Raw genomic sequence first — 21,193 nt, 5'->3', positions numbered from 1 at the left:
CGAAACCGTATCACCTGGATGGAGGGTCGATGTCAGTCGACGGGGCGCAGCTGTGGACGCTGAACCAGCGGCTGCTGGGTGCTGTGATGGATGCCTGCACGGGGGAGCTGGCCGAGCTCGGGTTGGAGACGAAGGAGTTCTTCGTCCTGGCCGAGGTGGAGGCATCGCCGTACCCGGCTGAGATCGCGACTGCGCTGCTGCTGCCCAAGGCGAGCGTGACGGTCTACGTTCGCAACCTCGTCGCCAAGGGCTTTGTCCGCCGCGAGATCGACGAGGCGGACTTGCGGCGTCATCGGCTCGTGCTCACCGCTGAGGGCACGCAAGCACGCGATCGAGCACTTGCAGCTCTCGCGGCGGAGTACGACCGCAGGTTGGCGAGGGTCACCCCCCAGGACCGCGTTGAGCTGCAACGCATCCTCAAAGCGATGCTCGCCTCGCCCGCGTCAGGCCGTATGCGCGAGTGATTCGTCTGTCCGGTGCTCTGCTGCACGTTCGGGCCGCGACCGCATGGATTCGCCAGATCGTTCAGGTTGCGACGGCAAGGGACGTCCGCCCCAGCGGATACCCTTCTCGCTTCGGACGCGGGCACGTTCGCGACGCTGCGCCGCGAGGATGTCGGGGGCGGGTGTTGGTGTTTCGCCAGCGCAGGTAGGCGTGCAGGGCCCGGGTTTGCACGCTGTGGTTGCGGTGGTTGGAGTTGGCGATCGTGAACTGCCGCAGTGGCCCGAAATGGGCTTCGATCGGGTTGGCCCACGAGGCGTAGGTCGGGGTGAAGCACAGCTCGACGCGGTTCTTCTTCGCCCAGCGACGGATCTTGTCGCCTTTGTGGGCGGACAGGTTGTCCAGGATGACGTAGATCGGGGCGCCGTCCGGGCGCGCGGCCCGGATCGACCTCAGTGCGGCCAGGATGTTCACCGCACCCTTCTTGCGGCGGTTGACGCCCCACAGCCGGTCGTCGCCGACGGAATAGCAGCCGTGGAAGTACCGCACCCCGTGGGTGCGGTGGTAGGTCGCGGGATGGCGCTCGGGGTGACCGGCGGGAGCCCAGCCGGCCCCGGCGGTGGGGCGGATGCCGGGCGGCCCGAACTCGTCGAACGCGAACACGCGGTCCGCGAAGCGTTCCAGCACCTTCTCGATGCGGTCCAGCTTGGCGTCACGCTCGGGGTCGGGCGACTCCTTCCAGGTTTTGGTGCGCTGGAAGGTGATGCCGCGGCGGGCGAGCAGGCACCGCAATGCCTCGCGGCCGATCCGGATCACACGGCCGTGCACCTTCCGCAGGTAGGCGGCGAGTTTACGGATCGACCAGCGGGTGAAGGGCTGGCCGAGCTTGGTCGGGCGGGTGGTGGCCGTCTGGACGACGAAGTCCTCGTCGTCAGGACTGAGCAGGCGGGGACGGCTTCCCGCCCAGCGAGGGTCCAGGCAGGCCAGGCCGATCTCGTTGAACCGGTGGATCACGTCGCGGACGGTGTCCTCGTCAGCCTGAACCAGCTTCGCGATCACCGGGACCCGGTTTCCGCCGGCCGAGGCCAACAACATCATCGCGCGCCGGTATCGCACCGAGCTGGTGCTGCCCCGGCGCACGATCTGCTGCAGCTTCTGCCCCTCCTGGTCGGTCAATCTGCGCACACGGACAGGCTCAGCCACCACACCCCCGACGGTTGGGTCGGACGTCTCCGGACATCCAACCGCTGGAACCGCCGACCCGGCGAACCTTCCCGGTCAGAGCACTAGGCAGCGCCGTTCGCGTACAGCCCACGGAGATGGCGGCTCAGCCGGTCCTCAAGCGCATCGAGCGCCGTCCGCGCTGCGGCCGCATCCCGGTGCGGCCCCAGCCACTCCAGCACGCTGGCGGCAAGTTCGCGGTCTTCAAGCCGGGCGATGTGGGCACGGAGATGCAGCGCGGATACCGTGGCCGTTGCCCGGAATCGCTCACTCGGTCTGGCCCTGTGAGGCAGCTCGTTAGCGGCCATGCTGCCTTCAAGCGCGTGCTGTATCTCCATGATCGCTTCCCGCTGTAGAGTCGCCCGCTCGGCGGCCAGACGGACCTTCGCTTCCTCCTGCGCGAGCAGCCGGTCACGCCGGAGGGTGCGGGTGTCAGACAGCTTCTGCCCGAGCAACGTGCCGAGACTTCCCAGGACGAACACCGACCAGAGGCGCAATTGTTCTCCACCATTCCATCAACGGATCGTACGCAGGGCCAGGAGCTGTGGGGCCCTGATCGGTAGTAGCGGGCCCGCTGAGCTTGATCGTCGCGTAGACGGGCGGTGCGCTGAGGCTTCCGGTCCGCGCTGCCTCAGCGACGCTGAGGGTGGGGGCGCTGGGCGGGGACGTGGAGTTGTGAGAGATCACAGTGAAGGCCCCGCACCGCTTTCGCAGTACAGGGCCTCTCACCTGGTGTTTCCCAGTGCGCCGCCAGGGACTCGAACCCCGGACCCGCTGATTAAGAGTCAGCTGCTCTAACCAACTGAGCTAGCGGCGCCCGCGAGGAAAATCCTACCGCTGTCGCGGGGGTGCTCGCGACCACCGCCGGGGCCGTCAGATCGACAGGGACAGCAGCACCGGCCCGGCCTTCTCGTTGAGCTTGCGGGCGGCCGAGCGCAGCCGGTGGGCGTGCTGGAGCGGCATGGACACCGCGAGACAGCCCACCGAGGCGCCCGCGGTGAGCGGGACGGCCGCGCACACCGTGCCGATCGCGTACTCCTGGAGGTCGAGGACCGGGACGGTGGGCGGCTGGCTGTCGAGCTGCGAGAACAGCGCCCGTTCGCTGGTGGTCGTGCGGGAGGTCAGCCGGATCGTCTTGTGCCGGGAGAGGTGGTCGCGGCGGCCGTCGTGGTCGAGCTGGGTGAGCAGCGCCTTGCCGACGGCGCTGGCGTGCGCCGCGGCCTTGAAGTCCACCCACTCGGTGACCGGCGGCGCCGTCGGACCGGCGGCGAACTGGGTGATCTTGACCTCGCCGTCGAGGTACCGGCTGATGTAGACGGCGGCGCCGAGGTCGTCCCGCAGTTCGACGAGCTTGTCCTGCAACCGGCCGCGCAGCACCCGCTGGTGGCCGCCGGACTCGCTGAGCCGGGCCAGCGCCTCCCCGATGACGTAGCTGCCGTCGTGCAGCCGCTGGAGGTAGCCCTCGTCCCGGAGCATGGCGAGGAGGTGGGCGAGCTGGGCGGGCGGCAGGCCGGTGCGGCGGGCGAGGCCGTCCTCGGCGATGCCGTCGCCGTGCCGGCTGACCGCCTCCAGCAGTCGCAGTGCGTTCTGCACCGAACGGAACGGTACGGCCGGTACGGGCTTCGGCGCCACGGTGTCCCCCTTGGAGGTTGTGACCGCTTGCGTGGTGACCGACCGCGTCGGGACTGTCGCGTCAGGTCACGCACGTACGTATCACGATAGCCGCCTAAGGCCCGGTGCGGACCACCCGTTGCGCGGATCGGCATATGACGCCGGTCTGGGCCGCCGGGCGGCGGACGAGGAGGGACACCACGGCGGCCAGGCCGCACAGCGCTCCGACGGCGGCCCACAGCACGTCGTAACTGCCGAAGACGTCCCTGGCCACCCCGCCGAGGAAGGCCGTCGCCGCGGCGCCGAGCTGGTGGCCGGCGCTGACCCAGCCGAAGACGACGGCACTGTCCGCGCCGAAGTGCTCCCGGCACAGCGCGAGGACCGGCGGCACGGTGGCGAGGTCCAGCAGGCCGAACAGGACGACGAAGCCCACCATCGGGGGCCGCACCTCGGGAGCCAGCAGCACCGGCAGACTCACGAGCAGCACCCCGCGTCCGGCGAAGTACGCGGCGAGCAGCCGGCGGGGGTCGCTCCGGTCGGTGAGCCAGCCGGAGGCGACGGTGCCGCCGATGTTGCACAGGCCGATCGCCGCCAGCAGCGTGGCCGCGACCGTGACCGGCATGCCGTGGTCGTGCGCGGCAGGGGTGAAGTGCGTCCACAGCACGCCGTTGGTGGAGGCCCCGCAGGCGGCGAAGGCGGCGGTCAGCAGCCAGAACGCGCCGCCGCGCGCGGCGGTCCGCAGGACGCGCAGGGCGCGCCGGGCGGCCCCGGGGACGGGCGCGGGCCGGGGCACGGGCGCGGTGGCGCCGTAGGGCGCGAGGCCCGCGTCGGCGGGGTGGTCGCGCAGCAGGGCGACGGCCGGCGGCAGGACCGCGAGGGCGGCCAGTGCGACGGTGACGACGGCGGGACGCCAGCCGTGGTGGTCGGTGATCCACGCGAGCCCGGGCAGGAACACGGTCTGGCCGACCACGCCGGCGGAGGCCAGGAGTCCGGTCGCCAGTCCCCGGCGGCGGACGAACCACCGCTGGGTGACGGTCGCGGCGAAGGCCATCGCCAGCGAGCCGGTGCCCAGTCCGACGAGCAGCCCCCAGTAGAGGGTCAGCTGCCAGGCGGCCGTCATCAGCGGGGTGAACGCCGCGCCGGTGGCCATGGTGGCCAGGGCGGCGGCGGCGACACGGCGGATGCCGAAGCGGTCCATGAGCGCGGCGGCGAAGGGCGCCGTCAGCCCGTAGAGGACCATGTTCACCGACACGGCGAAGCCGATCGAGCCGCGCGACCAGCCGAACTCCCGGTGCAGCGGGTCGACCAGCAGTCCCGGCAGGGCGGAGAGCGCGCCGGTGACGGTGATGGTGAGCGCGGCGACGGCGGCCACCCACCAGGCGGGGTGCACGCGCGGCGTCCGCCGCCCGGACGCGGGACGGGGAGCGGCCCCGGGTTCCGGGCCGGGCGCGGGTCCCTGGCCGGTTACGGGGTCCGGGCCGGGGGTCCGTGCCGGGGGCGGCTTCGGGCCCGGCTCCGGGTCCGGGCGGGGGTCGGCTTCGCGGCAGAGCGTCATGGCACCGATCCTGCGCGGCTGTCCGGCGCCGGACGAGTGGCCCGATGGCCAGGGTGTGAAAGAATCGGGCCATGACGCCTTCCCCCGAGAACGGCACGCACGACGGCACGCGCAACGGCACGCACGGCGGGACGGCCCGCGCGGACGGCCGCGGCGGGCGGCCGCACCGGGTGGCCGTCCTCGCCCGCCCCGGCCTGCTCCCGGTCGAACTGGGCATAGTCCACCGGCTGTTCCGCACCGCCGAGTCGCCCGGCGGTGCCCCGCTGTACGAGGTGGTGACCTGCGCCGTCACCCCCGGAGAGCTGCGGACGGAGGCCGACGTCACCATCGGCGTCTCCCACGGCCCGCAGGCGCTCGCCGAGGCGGACACCGTCGTCGTCCCGGCCGCCGACGGCGACTACACCCGCACCGACCCCCGGCTGGAGGACGGGCTGGCCGGTGCGCTGGCCCGCGTCCGGCCCGGCACCCGGATCGCCTCGATCTGCACCGGCGCCTTCGTCCTCGCGGCGGCCGGGCTGCTGGACGGGCGCCGGGCCACGACGCACTGGCGCTCGGCCGGACACTTCCGCTCCCTGTTCCCGGCCGTCCGCCTCGACCCGGACGTCCTCTACACCGACGAGGGCGACGTGCTGACCTCGGCCGGGGTGGCCGCCGGGATCGACCTGTGCCTCCACATGATCCGCAGCGACCACGGCGCGGCGGTGGCCAACGACGTGGCCCGCCGGTCGGTCGTGCCGCCGCACCGGGAGGGCGGCCAGGCCCAGTTCATCCGGCATCCGGTGCCCCGGGAGCAGGCGGGTTCGACGCTGCGCGCCCGGACGTGGGCGGTGCAGCGGCTGGACCAGCCGGTGGCGCTGCGCGAACTGGCCGCGCGGGAGGCGATGAGCGTGCGCACGTTCACCCGGCGGTTCCGGGACGAGGTGGGCGTCTCGCCGGGGCAGTGGCTGGCCCAGCAGCGCCTCCAGCGGGCCCGGCAGCTCCTGGAGGAGAGCGACCTGCCGGTGGAGCGCGTCGCGGCCGACGCGGGGTTCGGCACGGCCGCGTCCCTGCGCCAGCACTTCGCCGCGGCGCTCGGCGTCTCCCCGAGCGCCTACCGGGCGACGTTCCGCGCGCCCCGGGACGGCTTCACCCCGGCGGACGCCGCCGGGCGCGGGAACGGCTGAGCGCGCGGCGCCGGTTGCTGCCGGGCCGCGCGCTCACGCCGTGTGGGGGGCGGCGCGGCCCGCTCAGAGGATCGCGCTCAGGAACTCGCGGGTGCGCTCCTGGTCCGGGTCGTTGAAGATCTTCTCCGGCGGCCCCGACTCGATCACCCGGCCCTCGTTGAACATGAGCACGTCGTCCGAGATGTCCCGGGCGAAGTTCATCTCGTGCGTCACGCAGAGCATGGTGATGTCGGTGGTGTGGGCGATGTCGCGGAGCACGTCGAGCACGCCCGCCACCAGCTCGGGGTCGAGGGCGGAGGTGACCTCGTCCAGCAGCAGCACCTGCGGGCGCATGGCCAGGGCGCGGGCGATGGCCACGCGCTGCTGCTGCCCGCCGGAGAGCTGGAGCGGGTACTTGTCGATGTGCTCGGTCAGGCCCACCAGCTCCAGCAGCTCGCGGGCGCGCTGCTCGGCCTCGTCCTTGGGCATGCCGAGCACGTGCACCGGGGCCTCGGTGATGTTGCGCAGCACCTTCATGTTGGGGAAGAGGTTGAACTGCTGGAAGACCATGCCGATCTTCTTGCGGACCTCGCGGACGTGCTTCTCCCCCGCCGGCACCAGCTTGTCGCCGCGCCGCTCGTGGTTGAGGTAGTCACCGTCCACCGTGATCGTGCCCTCGTCGGGCTCCAGCAGCGTCATGAGCAGCCGCAGGATCGTCGTCTTGCCGGAGCCGGAGGGGCCGATCAGCGTCACGTGCTTGCCCGCCGAGACGCTGAACTCCAGCCGGTCCAGGACGACGTTGTCGCCGAACCGCTTCGTCACGTTGTCGAAGCGGATCAGCTCGTCGCCGGCCGCGCGGCTGTTCGGGCTTTCCTCGGGGCTGGGGGTGGTGTCACTGGACAAGACGACGCTCCAGGGCTCGGATCAGAAGAGAGGCCGGGTAGGCGATGAGGATGAAGGCGACGCCGACGACCGTGTACGCCTCGAAGGTGAAGGTCAGGTTGGAGAAGGCGCGGGCCTCGCCGAGCATCTCGAAGGCACCGATGACGGCGATCATCGGCGAGTCCTTCAGCATGGCGACGACGTAGTTGCCCAGCGCCGGGATCACCCGGCGGATCGCCTGGGGCAGGATCACCGACGTCCACGTGCGCCTGCGCGGCAGGCTGAGCGCGGTGGCGGCCTCCCACTGCCCGGACGGGACACCCTCGATGCCCGCCCGGTAGACCTCGGCGGTGTACGTCGAGTAGTGCAGCCCGAGGCCGATGACGCCGGTGGCGAGCGGGGACATGGAGATCCCGAACTCGGGCACGACGTAGAAGAGGAAGAAGAGCTGCACCAGCAGCGGGGTGTTGCGGATGAACTCCGTCACCGCGGTCACCGGCCAGCTGATCAGCTTGCGCGGGGAGCGCTGCGCGATGGCCCACACGAGGCCGAGCGCGAACGCGATGAGGCTGCCGAGCACCAGCGCCTGGAGCGTGACGAGCACGCCGTCCCAGAAGCTCGGCATGAAGTCGCTGACGACGTCCCAGTTCCAGTTCATCCCTGGCCTCCCGCCGCGGTCGCCCGGGCCTGTGCGCTCTCACCGCGGGGGCTGAGCTTGCGGGTCACGGTGCTGAGCAGCCCCGGCTTGTCCGGGCCCTGCCCGATGCCCGCCTTGGCCTTCCGCTCCACCGCGCGCATGATCCGGGTGAAGACGAACGCCAGGACGAAGTAGGAGAACAGCAGCAGCGTGTAGGCCGGTGCGCTCTCGTTGGTGGCCAGCCGGGAAAGGTTCCCCGCGAAGGTCATGTCCGCGACCGAGATGACGGAGACCAGCGCGGTCCCCTTCAGCAGCTCGATCAGCAGGTTGTTGAACGGCGGGACCATTTCCGGCCACGCCTGCGGCAGTTCGATGCGGCGCAGCCGCTGGCCCCGGGTGAAGCTGAGGGCGATGCCCGCCTCGCGCTGGGCGGTGTCGACCGACGCGAGGGCGCCGCGCACGATCTCGGACCCGTAGGCGCCGTAGGTCAGGCCCAGCGCCAGGACTCCGGCGAACATGGGCACGAACTGCCAGCCGAACATCAGCGGGAAGGCGAACGCCGTCCACAGCATGAAGACCAGCGCGGAGGTGCCGCGGAAGATCTCGAAGTAGGCGCCGGAGACGAAGCGGACGATCCACCAGCGCGAGGTGCGGGCGATGCCGGACACGAAGGCGACGAAGGCGGCCAGCGCGGCGCTGTAGACGGTGACCTGGATGGTGATCCAGACGCCCGGCAGGAACCACTCGGTGAAGATGCCGGAACTCATGAGCACAGCTCCTCGGCGGTGAGGTCGGTCATCTCGTCGATGGTGAAGCCGTAGGGGCTGACGATCTTCAGCAGCTCCTCGTAGTCGTTCTCCTTGAGCTTGTGCAGCTCCTTGTTGAAGGCGTCCCGCAGGTTCTTCTCGGAGAGCCGGAAGGCGAAGCCGCCGGCACCGTAGGCGGGCTCGCCGTCCACGACGGGCTGGAACGGCTCGGTGGACTCCGCCCGCGCGCTGTCCTCGGCGGCTCCGGCGACGGTGACGTTCGTGCCCACGAAGGCGTCCACCCGGCCCTGGACCACCGCGTCGAGCCCGGCGACCTGGTCGGGCAGGACGAGCACGTTGATGCCGTGGGCCTCGGCGTAGGCCACCTGGGCGTACGCCTCGCCGCTCGCCAGCCGCAGCCCCTGGTCGGCGACGTCCTGGTAGGTGCGGATGTTGTGCGGGTTCCCCTTGCGCACGATGAAGGCGTCGAGCATGAGGTAGTCCGGGTCGGCGAAGAGGACCTGCTCGCACCGGGTGGGATTGATGTACATCCCGGCTGACACCACGTCGAACTGCTGCGCCTTCAGCCCGGGGATCAGGGCGCTGAACTCGGTCGGCACCGGTTCGACGTTCGGCACGCCGAGCCGTTCGAAGACGACCTTGGCGATGGCCGGCGCCTCGCCCGCCGCGTCGCCCTTGGAGTTGATGAAGCCGAACGGCGGCTCGTTGGCGATGCCGATGCGGACGGTGCCGCGGTCCCGCAGCCGCTCCAGCAGGCTGCCGCCCTCCACCCGCCCTTCCTCGGGCATCCGGCTGCACCCGGCGGCTCCCAGGACGCCGAACGCCGCCGCGCCGCTGAGCAGGGCGCGACGGCTGATCGGGCTGCCCCCGGCACCGCCGGAGGAGCGCAATGTCTGAAATGTTCTCGGTGGTCGAGCCATGGGCGCGCAGCTACCCCAATCCTGTGAAGATATGCGGATCTTTTCCAGCCGGTGATACCTCCGTTGCCGTCCCGCGCCCGTACGGCTCTCCGCAGGGCCCCCCAAGGGCAGAGTGGGAACATGGCGAACGGACCAACGACCACGGTGGACGACGCACTCCTCACGGCGGCCTGGCGTCCCGGCGGGCGCCCCGACGGGCGGCGCGCCGTCCTCGGGCTGGCCGGGCCGCCCGGCGCGGGCAAGTCGACGCTGGCCCGCGCGCTCGTGGCCGGGCTCACCGCCCGGCACGGCGCCGGGTCGGCCGGGTACGTGCCGCTGGACGGCTTCCACCTGTCCAACGCCCAGCTCGCCCGGCTCGGGCTCACGGCCCGCAAGGGCGCGCCGCCGACCTTCGACGTCGCCGGGTACGCCGCCCTGCTGGCCCGGCTCACGGCCCCGCCCCCGCCGGGCGTCCCCGCCGAGGTCTACTGCCCGGACTTCGACCGCGTCCTGGACGAACCGGTCGCCGCGCGCCACGTCATCGGGCCGGACGTCCGGGTCGTGGTGACCGAGGGCAACTACCTCGCCTGCGACCTGCCCGGCTGGGCGGCGGCCCGGGCCCACATCGACGAACTCTGGTACGTCGACGCCCCGGCCGCCGTGCGGCACACGCGCCTGGTGGACCGCCACCGGCCGGGCGGGCAGGACGCCGCTGCGGCCCGGGAGCGGGTCCGCGCGAACGACGGCCCCAACGGCGGCCTCGTGGAGGCGTCGCGCTCCGCGCCCTGGGTCGCCCGCGTGGTGCACGGCTCCGGGACGCCCTGACCCCGGGGCGCCGGGGTGACGGGTGACGGGGACGTGACCGGCGGGGCGCCCGGGAGGTGCCGGGGCACCTCCCGGGATCGGGTAAACTCGGGGAAGCGCCGGTCACCGCACCGGCGCGGGCGCCGCTAGCTCAGTTGGTTAGAGCAGCTGACTCTTAATCAGCGGGTCCGGGGTTCGAGTCCCTGGCGGCGCACCGTCGGCGGAGGCCCCTCGCAGTGAGCGAGGGGCCTCCGTCGTGTCCCCCCCCCCGTCCGCCGGGGCCGCGCGGGGCCCGGCGCGATCCCGGGTCGAGGCCCGCGCGAGGCGCGCCTGCCACGGTGGCCCGCACGCTCGGGAACGGAAGGGGCGGACGATGCGAGACGCGGGCCTGCGCGAACGGCGCGGCAGTACACCCGTCCGGGTGACGGGCGTCAACGAGTGGACGTGGGCACTGCGGGCCAATTTCGGCACCGCTCCCGGCCCTCGGACCGGGACCCGGCGCGGCCGTTCCGCCGCCTCGCCCGTCGTCGTGCCGGGTGGGAACCGGTGTGCATGCGCACACCGGTTCGCGGGCACTCGGTGTCACCCGGAAACGGACCGGCGCGGTCCGGTCGCGCGGGGCTCAGCGCTCGCGCACACTGATCCCTACCGCGCTGGATGACACGCCTGGCCGAGGAGGGACGCGTGCGGGGCATACGCCACGGCGAGCCGCGAGGGCACCGCATGCCCGGACCCCGGCCCCTCCTCCGGGCTGCTCGACTCCGGACGACGGCCGCGCACCGCGACGGCCCCCGGCGGAGTGCCCTGCCTGAACGCTGTCGAGGGAGTTGACCCACGTGACGCTGACCGACGTGAACCTGAACCAACCGCCCCCCGCGGTGAGCGCTCCGTCGCCGGTGCCGTCCGCCGCACCGGAGCCCGCCGCGCCGGAGCCCGCCGTGGCGCCGTCCGCCGCCGCCCGCGCCGAGACCGCCCTCACGCCCTCGGCCCCGGCGCTGCTCGCCGGGGAGGACGACGCGCACACCGCCGAACCGCACATCTGGCGCGGCATCAACTGACGCACCGACGTCCGCGGCCCCCGGGGGCCGCGGACGTCCGGCCCTCCGGCGCGGCGGGTCCGGCCGTCAGGCGCCCCCGGCCAGTTCGAGCGCGTACTCGTGGTACCAGTCACCGGCCGGCGGTCCGCCCTTGCAGGTTCCGTCGGACTCGCCCGGCCGCTTCACCCACAGGTAGGCGTCGACCAGTTCCTCCCCGGTGTCCGCCGTCGGCTCCTCGCCGAGCGCCCGGCCCGGCGGGTTGCACCACGCCTCCGCGTCGCCCGCGCCCTCGGCGGGGCCGTTGCCGTTGCGGCTGGTGTCGATCACGAACGGCTTCCCGCCGACCATCGCGGACAGCCGCCTGCCGTAGGCGATGTTCGCCTCGGTGGTCTCGTAGTTGGAGACGTTGAGCGAGAAGCCGTCCGCCTGCCCGATCCCGGCCCGCCGCAGCGGTTCCACCATGCCCTGGGCGTCCCGCACCCAGCGCGGATTGCCCGCGTCCAGGTAGACCCGGGTGTCCGGCAGCCCGGCCAGCTTGCCCACGGCCTCGCTGAGCAGGGCGTACTGCTCCTCGTGCAGCCCGGCCGGGACGCATCCGGGCTGGAGGAGGTGCGGCAGCGCGTCGGGCTCCAGGACGATCCACGCCTCGCGGTCGCCGATGCCCGCGACGATCTGGTCGATCCACTCCCGGTAGGCGTCCGCGTCCCGGGCGCCGCCCTGCGAGTACTGGCCGCAGTCGCGGTGGGGGATGTTGTAGAGGACCAGCAGCGCGGCCTGCCCGGCCTCCTCGGCGGCCCCGGTGATGCGGGCGGTCTGCTCCTGCGGCTCCTCCGTGCCCACCCACTCCCCGGCGGGCTGGGCGGCGATCTGCTCGACGAGCTCCGCCTCCTTGGTGAGGCCCGCGTCCCGGAGCGCGACGAGCGCGCGGGCCGCCCGGCCCTCCGGGTTGACCCAGAAGGACGCGCCGGAGCCGTGGACGTCCCGCGCGGCCTCCTTCCCGGGCGCGTCACCGCCCCCGTCGCCGTCCTGGGAACAGGCCGAGGAACAGGCCGCCAGGAGCAGCGCCGCGCCCAGCGCGGCCGTGCCCGCCCGGAGCCGGGCGCGTGCACCGTGCCACCGGCGGCCGGCGTCAGTGCCGTACATCCACTCTCCCTCGAAGACGGTGGGGACCGGTCGGAGACGGCGTTCCCGCCCCCGCGCGGACGGGTGTGCCGCGGGAGCCCGGCCGCCTCATGCGGAACCGCCTCCCGTCAGGTAGGCGGAGACGACCACGTTGGCGCTGTAGCGGCGCTCCTCGCGGTCGAACGTGCCGCCGCAGGTGATCAGGCGCAGCTCGGCCCGTCCGGCGTGCCGCTCCCCGTACACCCGTTCGGGGTCGAAGGCGTCGCGCTCGACCTGCTCGACGTCCTCCACCGTGAACTCGGCGACGGTGCCGTCCGCCCGGGTCACCGACACCCGCGCGCCGCGCTCCAGCGTGCTCAGCCCGTAGAAGACGGCCTCGTCCTCCTCGGTGTCCACGTGGCCGACGAGCAGCGCGGCCCCCGCCTCGCCGGGGGCCGGGCCGCCCGCGTACCAGCCGACGGTGTCGGCCTCGCTCAGCGGCGGCGGGTCCACGGCGCCCTGCGCGTCCAGGCCGCGCGGGACGACGACGGCCCGCACGTCGAGCGCGCCGACCGTGACGCGCTGCGGTGCGGGCGAGCCGTCCAGTGGCGCGACGGCGGGTGGCAGCGGACGGGTGGACGCCGCGGCCCGCCCCGGCTGCCCGGACTGGGCGGCGGGACGGGCGGCGTCACCGGCGGCGGGGCCGAGGCCGTCCTCGGTGACGTCCTTGCCCCACAGCCACAGCGCCAGCAGGAGCACGACCCACGCCGTGCCCGTCATGAGCCGCCCGGTGTTCGAGGGCCGCACCTCGCCGGACACGGCGGTCAGGCGGCGGCGCCGCGCCGGGCGGCGCTCCGGCGCCGCAGCACCACGTACCCGGCCAGGCCCACGGCGGCGGCGCCCAGCGTCAGGGAGCCGCCGGAACCGCCGCCGTCGGCGTCCGGGGCGGTGCCGCCGCCCCCGGCGCGGACGGGGGCCACGGGTTCGGTGTGGCGTTCCTTGCCGCCCGGGGCGCCGCCGACGACGAAGACCGAAGCCTGCGCGACGTCCTTGCGCAGCTCTCCGGCCCCGTCCTGGCAGTCGACGGTGACGCGGTACGGGCCCGGCTCGGCCGTGGCGCGGACGGCGGCGTCGGCGCCCAGCGCGCCCTGCGCCACGGGGGTGAGCGCGACGTCCGCGACGAACGCCCGGGAGCGGGCGACGCCCTTCGCGCCGTCGCAGACGGCGGCCCGGACGCTGACCTGCCCGCCCGCGCGGACCTTCGCGGGGGTGACGACGACCGAGCCCGCCGGGTCCGGGGCCCGTACGCCGTCCGCGGCGGCGGGCAGTGCCCCGGCCGCGCAGAGCGCGGTGGCGGCGAGCGTCAGCAGCCCGGTACGGAACGTCACCTCGGTGGTGCGTGCGCTGGTCATGGGAACCTCCGGCTCGTTGCTTCGAAGGTTCCCCGTCCGGCGCCGGTGCCGCACGCCGGGCGCCGCCGAACGGGTCGCGGCGGCGGGCGGGCGCGGCGGCCGGGCCGGGCCCGGCCGCGGGACCGGCGCCGGGCGGGTCAGATGCGCTCGACGAGGTCCGCGATGGAGTCCACGACGGTGCCGGGCCGGAACGGGTGGCGCTCGACCTCCTCCGTGCGGGTGAGCCCGGTGAGCACGAGGAACGTCTCCATGCCCGCCTCCAGACCGGCCAGCACGTCGGTGTCCATGCGGTCGCCGATCATCGCGCTCGTCTCGCTGTGCGCGCCGATCTGGTTGAGCCCGGCGCGCATCATGAGCGGGTTGGGCTTGCCGACGAAGTACGGGTCGCGCCCGGTGGCCTTGGTGATGAGGGCGGCGACCGAACCGGTGGCCGGAAGCGGCCCCTCGGCCGAGGGGCCCGTCTCGTCGGGGTTGGTGGCGATGAAGCGGGCGCCGTTGTTGATGAGCCGGATGGCCTTCGTCAGCGCCTCGAAGCTGTAGGTGCGGGTCTCGCCGAGCACGACGTAGTCGGGGCGGGTGTCGGTGAGGATGTAGCCGATGTCGTGCAGCGCGGTGGTGAGCCCGGCCTCGCCGATGACGTAGGCGGTGCCGCCGGGCCGCTGGTCGTCCAGGAACTTCGCGGTGGCCAGGGCGGAGGTCCAGATGTTCTCCACCGGCACCTCCAGCCCCATGCGGGACAGCCGGGCGTGCAGGTCGCGGGGGGTCTGCATCGAGTTGTTCGTCAGCACCAGGAACGGCCGGCCGGATTCCGTCAGCCGCTTGATGAAGGAGTCGGCTCCCGGGATGGGCACCCCTTCGTGGATCAGCACCCCGTCCATGTCGGTGAGCCATGACTCGATGGGCTTGCGCTCTGCCACTGCCGAACTCCTGCCGTCACACTGCGGGACGCCTTCAGCCTAATGGGCGCCGGGCTGCGGCCGTCCGGCCAGCCGAGGGGTGGGACGGCGGGCGGGCGGGCGAGGTGAGCCGGCCGGGGCAGGCCAGGGGGCGAAGGGCGCCCGGGGGACGGCGCGGGGGTGGCACGTAGCATGGCGGAAGATCGTCCACGCGGGAGGCACATCGTGAACGCACGCCCCACCGGCACCCTGCGCGTCGGGCTCGTCGGCTACGGCCTGGCCGGGTCCGTCTTCCACGCGCCGCTCATCGCGGCGACCCCGGGGATGGCCCTGGACACCGTCGTCACCTCCAGTCCCGAACGGGCCGGGCAGGCGCGCGAGGAGTATCCCGGCGTGCACGTCGCCGCCGACGCCGACGCCCTGTTCGAACGGGCCGACGGGCTCGACCTCGTGGTGGTCGCGTCCCCCAACCGCACCCACGTGGCGCTCGCGGAACGGGCGCTGCGCGCCGGTCTGCCGGTCGTCGTGGACAAGCCCCTGGCGGCCACGGCCACCGAGGCCGAAGCGCTGGCCGCCCTCGCCGAGGAGCGGGGCCTGCTGCTGTCCGCGTTCCAGAACCGCCGCTGGGACAACGACTTCCTCACCCTGCGCGGCCTGCTGGAGCGGGGCGAGCTGGGCGAGGTGTACCGCTTCGAGTCGCGGTTCGAGCGGTGGCGGCCGAAGCTCAAGGGCGGCTGGCGGGAGTCCGGTGACCCGGCCGACGTCGGCGGGCTGCTCTACGACCTCGGCAGCCACCTGGTGGACCAGGCGCTGACGCTGTTCGGCCCGGCCGCCACCGTCTACGCCGAGTCCGACGCGCGCCGCGCGGTCGGCGGCGCGGACGACGACACGTTCATCGCCATCGTCCACACCGGGGGCGTGCGCTCCCACCTGTGGGCGAGCGCCACCGCCGCGCAGCTCGGCCCGCGCCTGCGGGTGCTGGGCAGCACCGCCGCCTACGTCAAGTACGGCCTGGACCCGCAGGAGAACGCCCTGCGGGCGGGTGAACGTCCGCGGGGCGGCGCCTGGGGCGTGGAGCCCGATTCGGCCTGGGGCACGCTCGGTACCCCCGAGGAGGGCCGGACGGTGCCGACGGTGGACGGCGACTACCCGGCGTACTACGCGGCGGTGGCCGACGCCCTGGCCTCCGGCCCCGGCGGGACGCCGCCGGTCACGGCGCTGGAGGCGGCGGCGACCCTGCGCGTGCTGGAGGCCGCCCGCGCCTCGGCCGCCCGCGGCGTCACCGTCACCCTGGCCTGACCGCCCCGCCCGCCGGTCCGGGCCGCCGTGCGGTCCGGACCGGCGGGCGGGCGGCTCCGGTGCTGACGCCCGGTACTACGCCGCCTCGAACCGCTGGCGCTGGCGGCCGAGCCCGGCCACCTCCAGCTCCACCACGTCACCGGCGCGCAGGAACGGCTTCGGGCAGGGCTGCCCGTGGGCCACGCCCGCCGGGGTGCCGGTGTTGATGACGTCCCCGGGCCGCAGCACCATGAAGCGGCTCACGTACCGGACGACCTCGGCGACGGGGAAGACCTGGTCGGCCGTGCTGCCGTCCTGCCGCAGTTCGCCGTTCACCCACAGCCGCAGGCGCAGCGCCTGCGGGTCGGGCACCTCGTCGGCGGTGACGAGCCAGGGCCCGAGCGGGTTGAACGTCTCGCAGTTCTTGCCCTTGTCCCACTGGCCGCCGCGCTCCAGCATGAACGCCCGCTCGGAGACGTCGTGGCTGACGGCGTACCCGGCGACGGCGGCGAGCGCCTGCTCCCGCGTCTGAAGGTACCGGGCGGTGGCGCCGATGACGACGGCCAGTTCCACCTCCCAGTCCGTCTTCACGCTGCCGCGCGGCACGAGCACGGTGTCGTGCGGGCCGACGACCGTGTCCGGAGCCTTCAGGAAGAGGACCGGCTCGTCCGGGAGGGGCTGCCCCGTCTCGGCGGCGTGGTCGCGGTAGTTCAGACCGACGCAGACGATCTTGCCGATCCGGCCGAGCGGCGGCCCGAGGCGCGGGCCGGTGGCGTCCAGCGCGGGCAGGTTCCCCTCCGCCAGGGCCCGCCGTATCCGGGTGAGGGCGGCGGCGTCCGCCAGCAGCGTCCCGTCGATGTCCGGCACGAGTCCGGACAGGTCGCGCGGGACGCCGTCCCCGTCCAGGGCCGCCGGACGTTCGGCTCCCGCAGGCCCGATGCGCAGCAACTTCACAGTCACGCTCCCGAGAAGTGAGGATCGCGCTGGGGACGGCCAGACGCTGGGTCGGGTGATCCTCGCGGAAGCCGTCGGGGGGTCACAAGCCCTTGTTCAGGTACTGGACCGTAACTTCCGCACAGGGGAATCTACGGGAGCCGGAGCGGTCAGCCGCCGAGGAGCCGCGTGCAGGCGTGGATGGCCAGCCCCGCCAGCGCGCCGACGACCGTGCCGTTGATGCGGATGAACTGGAGGTCGCGGCCGATGTTCGCCTCGATCTTGCGGGACGTCTGGTCCGCGTCCCAGCCCGCGACCGTGTCGGTGATCAGCGCGGTGATCTCGTTCCGGTAGGTGGTGATGACGTAGGTGGCCGCGCCCTCGATCCAGTCGTCCACCTTGTGCTGCAACCGCCCGTCGGCGGCCAGCCTGCGGCCCAGCGACAGCAGCGACGCGCGCACCCGCAGCCGCAGCTCGCTGTGCTCGTCCTCGGCCGCCGCCACGATCATCGCGCGCACCGACGACCACGCCGAGCCGATCAGCTCCTGCACCTCGTCCCTGGCCAGCACCTCCGACTTCAGCCGCTCCACGCGCGCCCGCGTCTCCGCGTCCGTCTGGAGGTCGGCGGCGAAGTCGCCGAGGAACCGGTCCAGGGCGCCGCGCGCCGGATGGTCCGGCATGTCGCGGATCTCGGCGGTGAAGCGCAGCAGCTCCTTGTAGACCCGCTCGCCGATCCGCTGGTCCACGAAGCGCGGCGTCCACCCCGGGGCGCCGCCCGCCACCGCGTCCATCACGGACTCCCGGTGCTCCACCAGCCAGTCGTGCGCCCGCGTGCACACCAGGTCCACCGCGCGCCGGTGCCCCTGGCCCGTCACCACCCGCTCCAGCATGCGGCCGAGCCCCGGTGCGATCTCCTGCGCGTCGGCCCGCCGGTTGACGGCCTCCCCGATCACCGCCTGCACGTCCGCGTCGCGCAGGACGGTCAGCGCGCCCCGGACGGCGGCGGCCAGCTCCGCCGTCACCCGGTCCGCGTGCTCCGGCTCGGCCAGCCAGCCGCCCAGGCGGCTTCCGATGCCCACGGCCCGCAGCCGGGAGCGCACCACGGACTCGGAGAGGAAGTTGTCCCCGACGAAGTCGCCGAGGTTCTGCCCGAGCTGGTCCTTCTTGGTGCGGATGATCGCCGTGTGCGGGATCGGCAGCCCGATGGGCCGCTTGAACAGCGCCGTGACGGCGAACCAGTCGGCCAGCGCGCCCACCATCCCGGCCTCGGCCGCCGCCGCGACGTAACCCGCCCAGGCGCCCGCGCCCGCGTGCTCCGCCCAGGTGGCCAGCGCGTACACCACGGCGGCCAGCGCGAGGGCCCCCGTGGCGATGGCCTTCATCTGCCGCACGCCGCGCTGCTTCTCCGCGTCCGCCGCCGTGAAGGCGCCCAGGTCGCGGGCGAGGCCCGCCACCGCCGACGCGTCCGTCCGCGCCCCTTCCGCGGCACCCTGCTCCGTGCGTTCGAGATCCTGCTCTGTGCGTTCCATCCACTCCACCCGTTCCCGGCGACGGGTCGATTGTGCGCCGTGAGGTCACTCCTGCGGCAACGCGGCCTCCCGCAAACCCGCCCGCGCCGTCCGCCGCCCGCCGCGCGGCCGGCGGACCCGCCCCCCTACAGGCCGTAGAGCCCGTCCAGCACCCGCCGGGCGAGGGCCGCGTCGGCCCGCTCCCGGGAGCCGTCCCCGCCAGGGCCGCGGCGGGCACCCGCTGCGGCAGCGCCGCCAGCCCGCCCACCGGGCCCGGCGCTTCAGGCGTTCGAACCGACCGGGGTGGCGGCGCCCGGAACGGACCACCGCCCGGCCGCCGGGGAAGCCGTGGTCGCGGTGCGCCGGAACTCGCTCGGGCTGACGCCCCGGACCCGTTTGAACGCCGCGCTGAACCCGAACGGGTCGGAGTACCCCACGGCGCGGGCGACGTCCGCGACGGTCGCGGACTCCCGCTCGACCAGCAGGTCCGCCGCGAGCGTCATGCGCCAGCGGGTCAGGTAGGTCAGCGGCGGTTCGCCGACCAGGGCGGTGAACCGCTTGGCCAGCGTCGAACGCGACACCCCGGTGCGCCCGGCCAGGGCGGCGACCGTCCACGGTGCTGCCGGTTCGGCGTGCAGCAGGCGCAGCGCGTCACCGACCACCGGGTCCCGCTGGGCGGCCCACCAGGGCGGGGGCTCGCCGCCGGGCCGGTCGAACCACTCGCGCAGCGTGCACACCAGCATCCAGTCCAGCAGCCGGTCGAGTACCACCTGCTGGCCCGGCGTGTCGACGGCGACCTCGGCGGCGAGGTGGTCGAGGACGGGGCCGGCCGCGTCCCCGCCGTCCACCCGCAGGACGGCGGGCAGCGCGTCCAGCAGCCGGTGGCTGAACTCGGCGCGGACCGGATAGGCGCCGACGATCAGGGTCGTCGCACCGGCGCTGCCGGCTCCGTCCCCGCCGCAGTCGTTCCAGCCGCGCCGGTGCCGGGTCCCGCCCTGCTCGGGCGTCGTGCAGCGTTCGCCGCACGCGACCGGCCGGGCCCGGGTGCCCGGCTCGTCGACGAAGGTGAACGTCGCGGGGCCGCGCACGAGGAGCGTCTCGCGGGCGCGCAGCAACTCGGGCGGCCGGTGCTCCGGCACGATCCAGCCCGCCCCGTTGAGGACGGTGCACAGGGTCAGCGGCGCACCGTCCACGAAGTGCAGGGCCCAGGGCGGGGACAGGGTCGAGCTGCTGAACAGCGAGCCGTGGGCGCGCACTCCACGGATCAGGTCGCTGAAGACGTCCACCCCACGGAGGTTAGACGAACAGACAGGCGATCCGGCTTCTCACCCATGGGATCGTCCGGGCCGGCCGTGTTGGATCGGCGTCATGAGCAACGACACCACTCTCGTCCTCGGCGCGTCCGGCAAGACAGGCCGACGGGTCGCCGCACGGTTGCGGCTGCGCGGCACTCCGGTGCGCGCCGCCTCCCGGTCGAGCCGGACCCGGTTCGACTGGTCCGACCCCGGCGGCTGGGACGCCGTCCTGCACGGCGTCGCCGCCGTCTACGTCGTGGCCCCGCCCGTGCCGGGCCCGGTGCACGAGTTCGTGGCCCGGGCCGAGGCCGCCGGAGTGCGCCGCCTGGTCCTGCTCTCCGGGCGCGGCGCCGACACCTGGGGCGACTCCACGTTCGGCCTGGACATGCGGTCGGCCGAGGACGCCGTGCGCGGCTCGGCGCTGGAGTGGACCGTCCTGCGACCGTCGAACTTCGCGCAGAACTTCGACGAGGACCTCTTCCACGCCCCGCTGGCCGCCGGGGAGCTGGCGCTTCCGGCCGGCACGGTCCCCGAGCCGTTCATCGACGTCGAGGACGTCGCCGACGCCGCGGCGGTGGTGCTGACCGAGGCCGGTCGGCACGCCGGGCGGATCTACGAGCTGACCGGGCCGCGCGCGCTCACCTTCGCTGAAGCGGTCGAGCTGATCTCCCGGGCGTCCGGGCGGCCCCTCACCTACCGGCGGATCTCCCCCACCGAGTACGCCGCGACGCTGGCCGAGGCGGGCTTCGGCGCGGACGACGCCCACCACGTCGCCGAGATGTTCGTGCTGATGGAACGCGAACTGGTGGCCGCGACGACCGATGACCTCGCCACCGTGCTGGGCCGGGCGCCCCGGACCTTCGAGGACTACGTCCTGCGCGCCGCAGCGGCAGGAGCCTGGCAGCACTGACCACCCGGCACCCCTGGCGCAGGACGGGACCACACACCACTGTCGGCACAGCTCGCCGCGTTCCTGCGGGACACCGGCGACCCCGTCCCCGACGTTCCGCGGGACCTGCTGACCGCGGAACGGGCCCTGCGTCTCGTCAACGCCCTCGACGGCGCGGACGTCTCCCCGGGAACGCTCCGGGCCCTGGGGCTGCGATCGGCTGAGCGTCCCGTGGCGGCGGGCGTGATGCCCCGCCTCCGGGGCCGGGCGGCGGGTGCGCCGCTCAGCCCTGGAGGCGGTCGTGCAGTTCCTCCGTGTCGTTGAGGAACCACGTCTGCCATCCCCGGTTGCTCTCGCGGACGAAGTCGCGCAGCGCCGGGCTGGCCGCCATGTGCCGGGTGACGTCGCCGAGGACGACGAGTCCCATCCGGTAGTTGGCGAACTTCTGCACGATCTCGCCGGCGACCCGGGTGTGCAGGGCGAAGAAGGACCCGTCCAGCCGCTCGACGGGGATGACGACCCACTGGGCGCCCTGGTAGGAGGCGTCGCCGATGAGGTCCAGGACATCGCGCTCGTCGCGGATGGTCTCCCCCTCGGGCGGGCACATCAGGACCGGCACGTCATGGATCGTCCGCAAGGCGCTCATGGGCGTCGAGGCTAGCGGGGCGGCAGGACGCCGTCGCGCGGTTTTCCGGAGTCACTCCACCGGCCGCACCCCGCCCGCCGGGGCGGGGAGTGCGACGAGCGTCACGGTTCCCGTCGGACGTGGGGGGACTACGGGCATCCGGTCGCGGGCACCCGGGCAGACGGGGCTGGGCAACCGGGTTGTTTCCGGAGCGCGTGGTCGCCCCGTGATGCCCGGAACACCAGTATTACGGTGTTTCA

21 protein-coding genes, 2 tRNA genes and 1 pseudogene are annotated in these 21,193 nt (G+C 73.8%); 7 read left to right on the top strand and 17 right to left on the bottom strand.

Annotation, left to right across the window (positions count from 1 at the left end; all coding sequences use genetic code 11):
• Nucleotides 1-29: 29 nt before the first annotated feature.
• A complete protein-coding gene (locus V1J52_RS08140) occupies nt 30-464 on the top strand; it encodes a MarR family winged helix-turn-helix transcriptional regulator (protein WP_330138971.1) in 435 nt (144 codons plus the stop codon).
• 75 nt (nt 465-539) lie between these two features.
• Here the strand turns inward: V1J52_RS08140 and V1J52_RS08135 are convergent.
• The 5 genes and pseudogenes from V1J52_RS08135 to V1J52_RS08115 all read right to left on the bottom strand — a co-directional run.
• Nucleotides 540-1,644, bottom strand: a pseudogene (locus V1J52_RS08135) (IS630 family transposase); the annotation flags it as partial.
• Between the two features lie 83 nt (nt 1,645-1,727).
• A complete protein-coding gene (locus tag V1J52_RS08130; RefSeq protein ID WP_330138970.1) occupies nt 1,728-2,159 on the bottom strand; it encodes a hypothetical protein in 432 nt (143 codons plus the stop codon).
• A gap of 246 nt (nt 2,160-2,405) precedes the next feature.
• Nucleotides 2,406-2,479: transfer RNA gene (locus tag V1J52_RS08125), tRNA-Lys, on the bottom strand.
• Nucleotides 2,480-2,535: 56 nt separating this feature from the next.
• Complete coding sequence (locus V1J52_RS08120) at nt 2,536-3,294, bottom strand: IclR family transcriptional regulator (RefSeq protein ID WP_330138969.1); 759 nt, start codon at nt 3,292-3,294, stop codon at nt 2,536-2,538.
• 94 nt (nt 3,295-3,388) lie between these two features.
• Complete coding sequence (locus V1J52_RS08115; RefSeq protein ID WP_443075752.1) at nt 3,389-4,828, bottom strand: MFS transporter; 1,440 nt, start codon at nt 4,826-4,828, stop codon at nt 3,389-3,391.
• Nucleotides 4,829-4,899: 71 nt separating this feature from the next.
• Here V1J52_RS08115 and V1J52_RS08110 point away from each other — a divergent pair, with 71 nt between their 5' ends.
• Nucleotides 4,900-5,991: a GlxA family transcriptional regulator gene (locus V1J52_RS08110; protein ID WP_330138967.1), complete on the top strand. Its 1,092-nt coding sequence runs from the start codon at nt 4,900-4,902 to the stop codon at nt 5,989-5,991.
• A gap of 63 nt (nt 5,992-6,054) precedes the next feature.
• On the opposite strand, the gene ehuA is transcribed toward V1J52_RS08110, so the two are convergent.
• Genes ehuA through ehuB form a run of 4 tightly spaced genes read right to left on the bottom strand, consistent with a single transcriptional unit; the run spans nt 6,055 to nt 9,176 of the window.
• Entirely contained in the window at nt 6,055-6,873 is an 819-nt protein-coding gene (gene ehuA, locus V1J52_RS08105; RefSeq protein WP_330138966.1) for an ectoine/hydroxyectoine ABC transporter ATP-binding protein EhuA, read from the bottom strand.
• Nucleotides 6,863-7,510 (bottom strand): ectoine/hydroxyectoine ABC transporter permease subunit EhuD, encoded by a 648-nt coding sequence (gene ehuD, locus V1J52_RS08100; protein ID WP_330138965.1) that lies wholly within the window; start codon nt 7,508-7,510, stop codon nt 6,863-6,865. The genes ehuA and ehuD overlap by 11 nt, the downstream gene beginning before the upstream one ends.
• A complete protein-coding gene (gene ehuC / locus V1J52_RS08095) occupies nt 7,507-8,256 on the bottom strand; it encodes an ectoine/hydroxyectoine ABC transporter permease subunit EhuC (protein ID WP_330138964.1) in 750 nt (249 codons plus the stop codon). The genes ehuD and ehuC overlap by 4 nt, the downstream gene beginning before the upstream one ends.
• Nucleotides 8,253-9,176 carry an ectoine/hydroxyectoine ABC transporter substrate-binding protein EhuB gene (ehuB, locus tag V1J52_RS08090; RefSeq protein ID WP_443075751.1) on the bottom strand — a complete coding sequence of 308 codons (924 nt, stop codon included), beginning with the start codon at nt 9,174-9,176 and terminating at the stop codon, nt 8,253-8,255. The genes ehuC and ehuB overlap by 4 nt, the downstream gene beginning before the upstream one ends.
• Nucleotides 9,177-9,296: 120 nt before the next feature.
• On the opposite strand from ehuB, the gene V1J52_RS08085 reads away from it, so the two are divergent.
• The 3 genes from V1J52_RS08085 (at nt 9,297) to V1J52_RS08075 (ending at nt 11,017) form a co-directional block, all read left to right on the top strand.
• The gene (locus tag V1J52_RS08085; protein ID WP_330138962.1) at nt 9,297-9,980 is read left to right on the top strand and encodes a nucleoside/nucleotide kinase family protein; all 684 of its coding nucleotides are present in this window, start codon (nt 9,297-9,299) and stop codon (nt 9,978-9,980) included.
• Nucleotides 9,981-10,099: 119 nt separating this feature from the next.
• Nucleotides 10,100-10,173 (top strand) — tRNA-Lys (locus V1J52_RS08080).
• Between the two features lie 622 nt (nt 10,174-10,795).
• Nucleotides 10,796-11,017 carry a hypothetical protein gene (locus V1J52_RS08075; protein WP_330138961.1) on the top strand — a complete coding sequence of 74 codons (222 nt, stop codon included), beginning with the start codon at nt 10,796-10,798 and terminating at the stop codon, nt 11,015-11,017.
• A 66-nt stretch (nt 11,018-11,083) separates the two neighbouring features.
• On the opposite strand, the gene V1J52_RS08070 is transcribed toward V1J52_RS08075, so the two are convergent.
• The 4 genes from V1J52_RS08070 to V1J52_RS08055 all read right to left on the bottom strand — a co-directional run bounded on the left by V1J52_RS08070 (nt 11,084) and on the right by V1J52_RS08055 (nt 14,426).
• Entirely contained in the window at nt 11,084-12,139 is a 1,056-nt protein-coding gene (locus V1J52_RS08070) for a glycoside hydrolase family 6 protein (protein ID WP_330138960.1), read from the bottom strand.
• Nucleotides 12,140-12,226: 87 nt separating this feature from the next.
• A complete protein-coding gene (locus V1J52_RS08065; RefSeq protein ID WP_330138959.1) occupies nt 12,227-12,916 on the bottom strand; it encodes a class F sortase in 690 nt (229 codons plus the stop codon).
• Between the two features lie 5 nt (nt 12,917-12,921).
• Entirely contained in the window at nt 12,922-13,509 is a 588-nt protein-coding gene (locus V1J52_RS08060; RefSeq protein WP_330138958.1) for a hypothetical protein, read from the bottom strand.
• A gap of 137 nt (nt 13,510-13,646) precedes the next feature.
• Entirely contained in the window at nt 13,647-14,426 is a 780-nt protein-coding gene (locus tag V1J52_RS08055) for an HAD-IIA family hydrolase (RefSeq protein WP_330138957.1), read from the bottom strand.
• Between the two features lie 171 nt (nt 14,427-14,597).
• On the opposite strand from V1J52_RS08055, the gene V1J52_RS08050 reads away from it, so the two are divergent.
• Entirely contained in the window at nt 14,598-15,704 is a 1,107-nt protein-coding gene (locus tag V1J52_RS08050) for a Gfo/Idh/MocA family oxidoreductase (RefSeq protein ID WP_330138956.1), read from the top strand.
• Nucleotides 15,705-15,779: 75 nt separating this feature from the next.
• Here the strand turns inward: V1J52_RS08050 and V1J52_RS08045 are convergent, their stop codons facing one another.
• From V1J52_RS08045 to V1J52_RS08035, 3 genes are all read right to left on the bottom strand, one after another.
• On the bottom strand, nt 15,780-16,637 hold the full coding sequence (locus tag V1J52_RS08045; protein ID WP_330139536.1) for a fumarylacetoacetate hydrolase family protein: 858 nt from the start codon (nt 16,635-16,637) through the stop codon (nt 15,780-15,782).
• 149 nt (nt 16,638-16,786) lie between these two features.
• On the bottom strand, nt 16,787-18,145 hold the full coding sequence (locus V1J52_RS08040; protein WP_330138955.1) for a DUF445 domain-containing protein: 1,359 nt from the start codon (nt 18,143-18,145) through the stop codon (nt 16,787-16,789).
• 260 nt (nt 18,146-18,405) lie between these two features.
• Entirely contained in the window at nt 18,406-19,410 is a 1,005-nt protein-coding gene (locus tag V1J52_RS08035; RefSeq protein WP_330138954.1) for an AraC family transcriptional regulator, read from the bottom strand.
• An 82-nt stretch (nt 19,411-19,492) separates the two neighbouring features.
• Between V1J52_RS08035 and V1J52_RS08030 the strand changes: the two genes are divergently transcribed.
• Nucleotides 19,493-20,329: an NAD(P)H-binding protein gene (locus tag V1J52_RS08030; RefSeq protein ID WP_330138953.1), complete on the top strand. Its 837-nt coding sequence runs from the start codon at nt 19,493-19,495 to the stop codon at nt 20,327-20,329.
• Nucleotides 20,330-20,591: 262 nt separating this feature from the next.
• On the opposite strand, the gene V1J52_RS08025 is transcribed toward V1J52_RS08030, so the two are convergent.
• The gene (locus V1J52_RS08025) at nt 20,592-20,954 is read right to left on the bottom strand and encodes a DUF4180 domain-containing protein (RefSeq protein ID WP_330138952.1); all 363 of its coding nucleotides are present in this window, start codon (nt 20,952-20,954) and stop codon (nt 20,592-20,594) included.
• Nucleotides 20,955-21,193 lie beyond the last annotated feature (239 nt).

This window comes from Streptomyces solitudinis (assembly GCF_036323765.1).
Classification (GTDB): Bacteria; Actinomycetota; Actinomycetes; order Streptomycetales; family Streptomycetaceae; genus Streptomyces.
This window is presented reverse-complemented; position numbering and strand designations above follow the sequence as displayed.

Coding starts and splice junctions, on each gene's coding strand:
- V1J52_RS08140 (WP_330138971.1), top strand. CDS start 30: ATGTCAGTCGACGGGGCGCAGCTGTGGACGCTGAACCAGCGGCTGCTG.
- V1J52_RS08115 (WP_443075752.1), bottom strand. CDS start 4,828: ATGACGCTCTGCCGCGAAGCCGACCCCCGCCCGGACCCGGAGCCGGGC.
- V1J52_RS08110 (WP_330138967.1), top strand. CDS start 4,900: ATGACGCCTTCCCCCGAGAACGGCACGCACGACGGCACGCGCAACGGC.
- ehuD (WP_330138965.1), bottom strand. CDS start 7,510: ATGAACTGGAACTGGGACGTCGTCAGCGACTTCATGCCGAGCTTCTGG.
- ehuC (WP_330138964.1), bottom strand. CDS start 8,256: ATGAGTTCCGGCATCTTCACCGAGTGGTTCCTGCCGGGCGTCTGGATC.
- ehuB (WP_443075751.1), bottom strand. CDS start 9,176: ATGGCTCGACCACCGAGAACATTTCAGACATTGCGCTCCTCCGGCGGT.
- V1J52_RS08085 (WP_330138962.1), top strand. CDS start 9,297: ATGGCGAACGGACCAACGACCACGGTGGACGACGCACTCCTCACGGCG.
- V1J52_RS08070 (WP_330138960.1), bottom strand. CDS start 12,139: ATGTACGGCACTGACGCCGGCCGCCGGTGGCACGGTGCACGCGCCCGG.
- V1J52_RS08060 (WP_330138958.1), bottom strand. CDS start 13,509: ATGACCAGCGCACGCACCACCGAGGTGACGTTCCGTACCGGGCTGCTG.
- V1J52_RS08050 (WP_330138956.1), top strand. CDS start 14,598: ATGGCGGAAGATCGTCCACGCGGGAGGCACATCGTGAACGCACGCCCC.
- V1J52_RS08040 (WP_330138955.1), bottom strand. CDS start 18,145: ATGGAACGCACAGAGCAGGATCTCGAACGCACGGAGCAGGGTGCCGCG.
- V1J52_RS08030 (WP_330138953.1), top strand. CDS start 19,493: ATGAGCAACGACACCACTCTCGTCCTCGGCGCGTCCGGCAAGACAGGC.
- V1J52_RS08025 (WP_330138952.1), bottom strand. CDS start 20,954: ATGAGCGCCTTGCGGACGATCCATGACGTGCCGGTCCTGATGTGCCCG.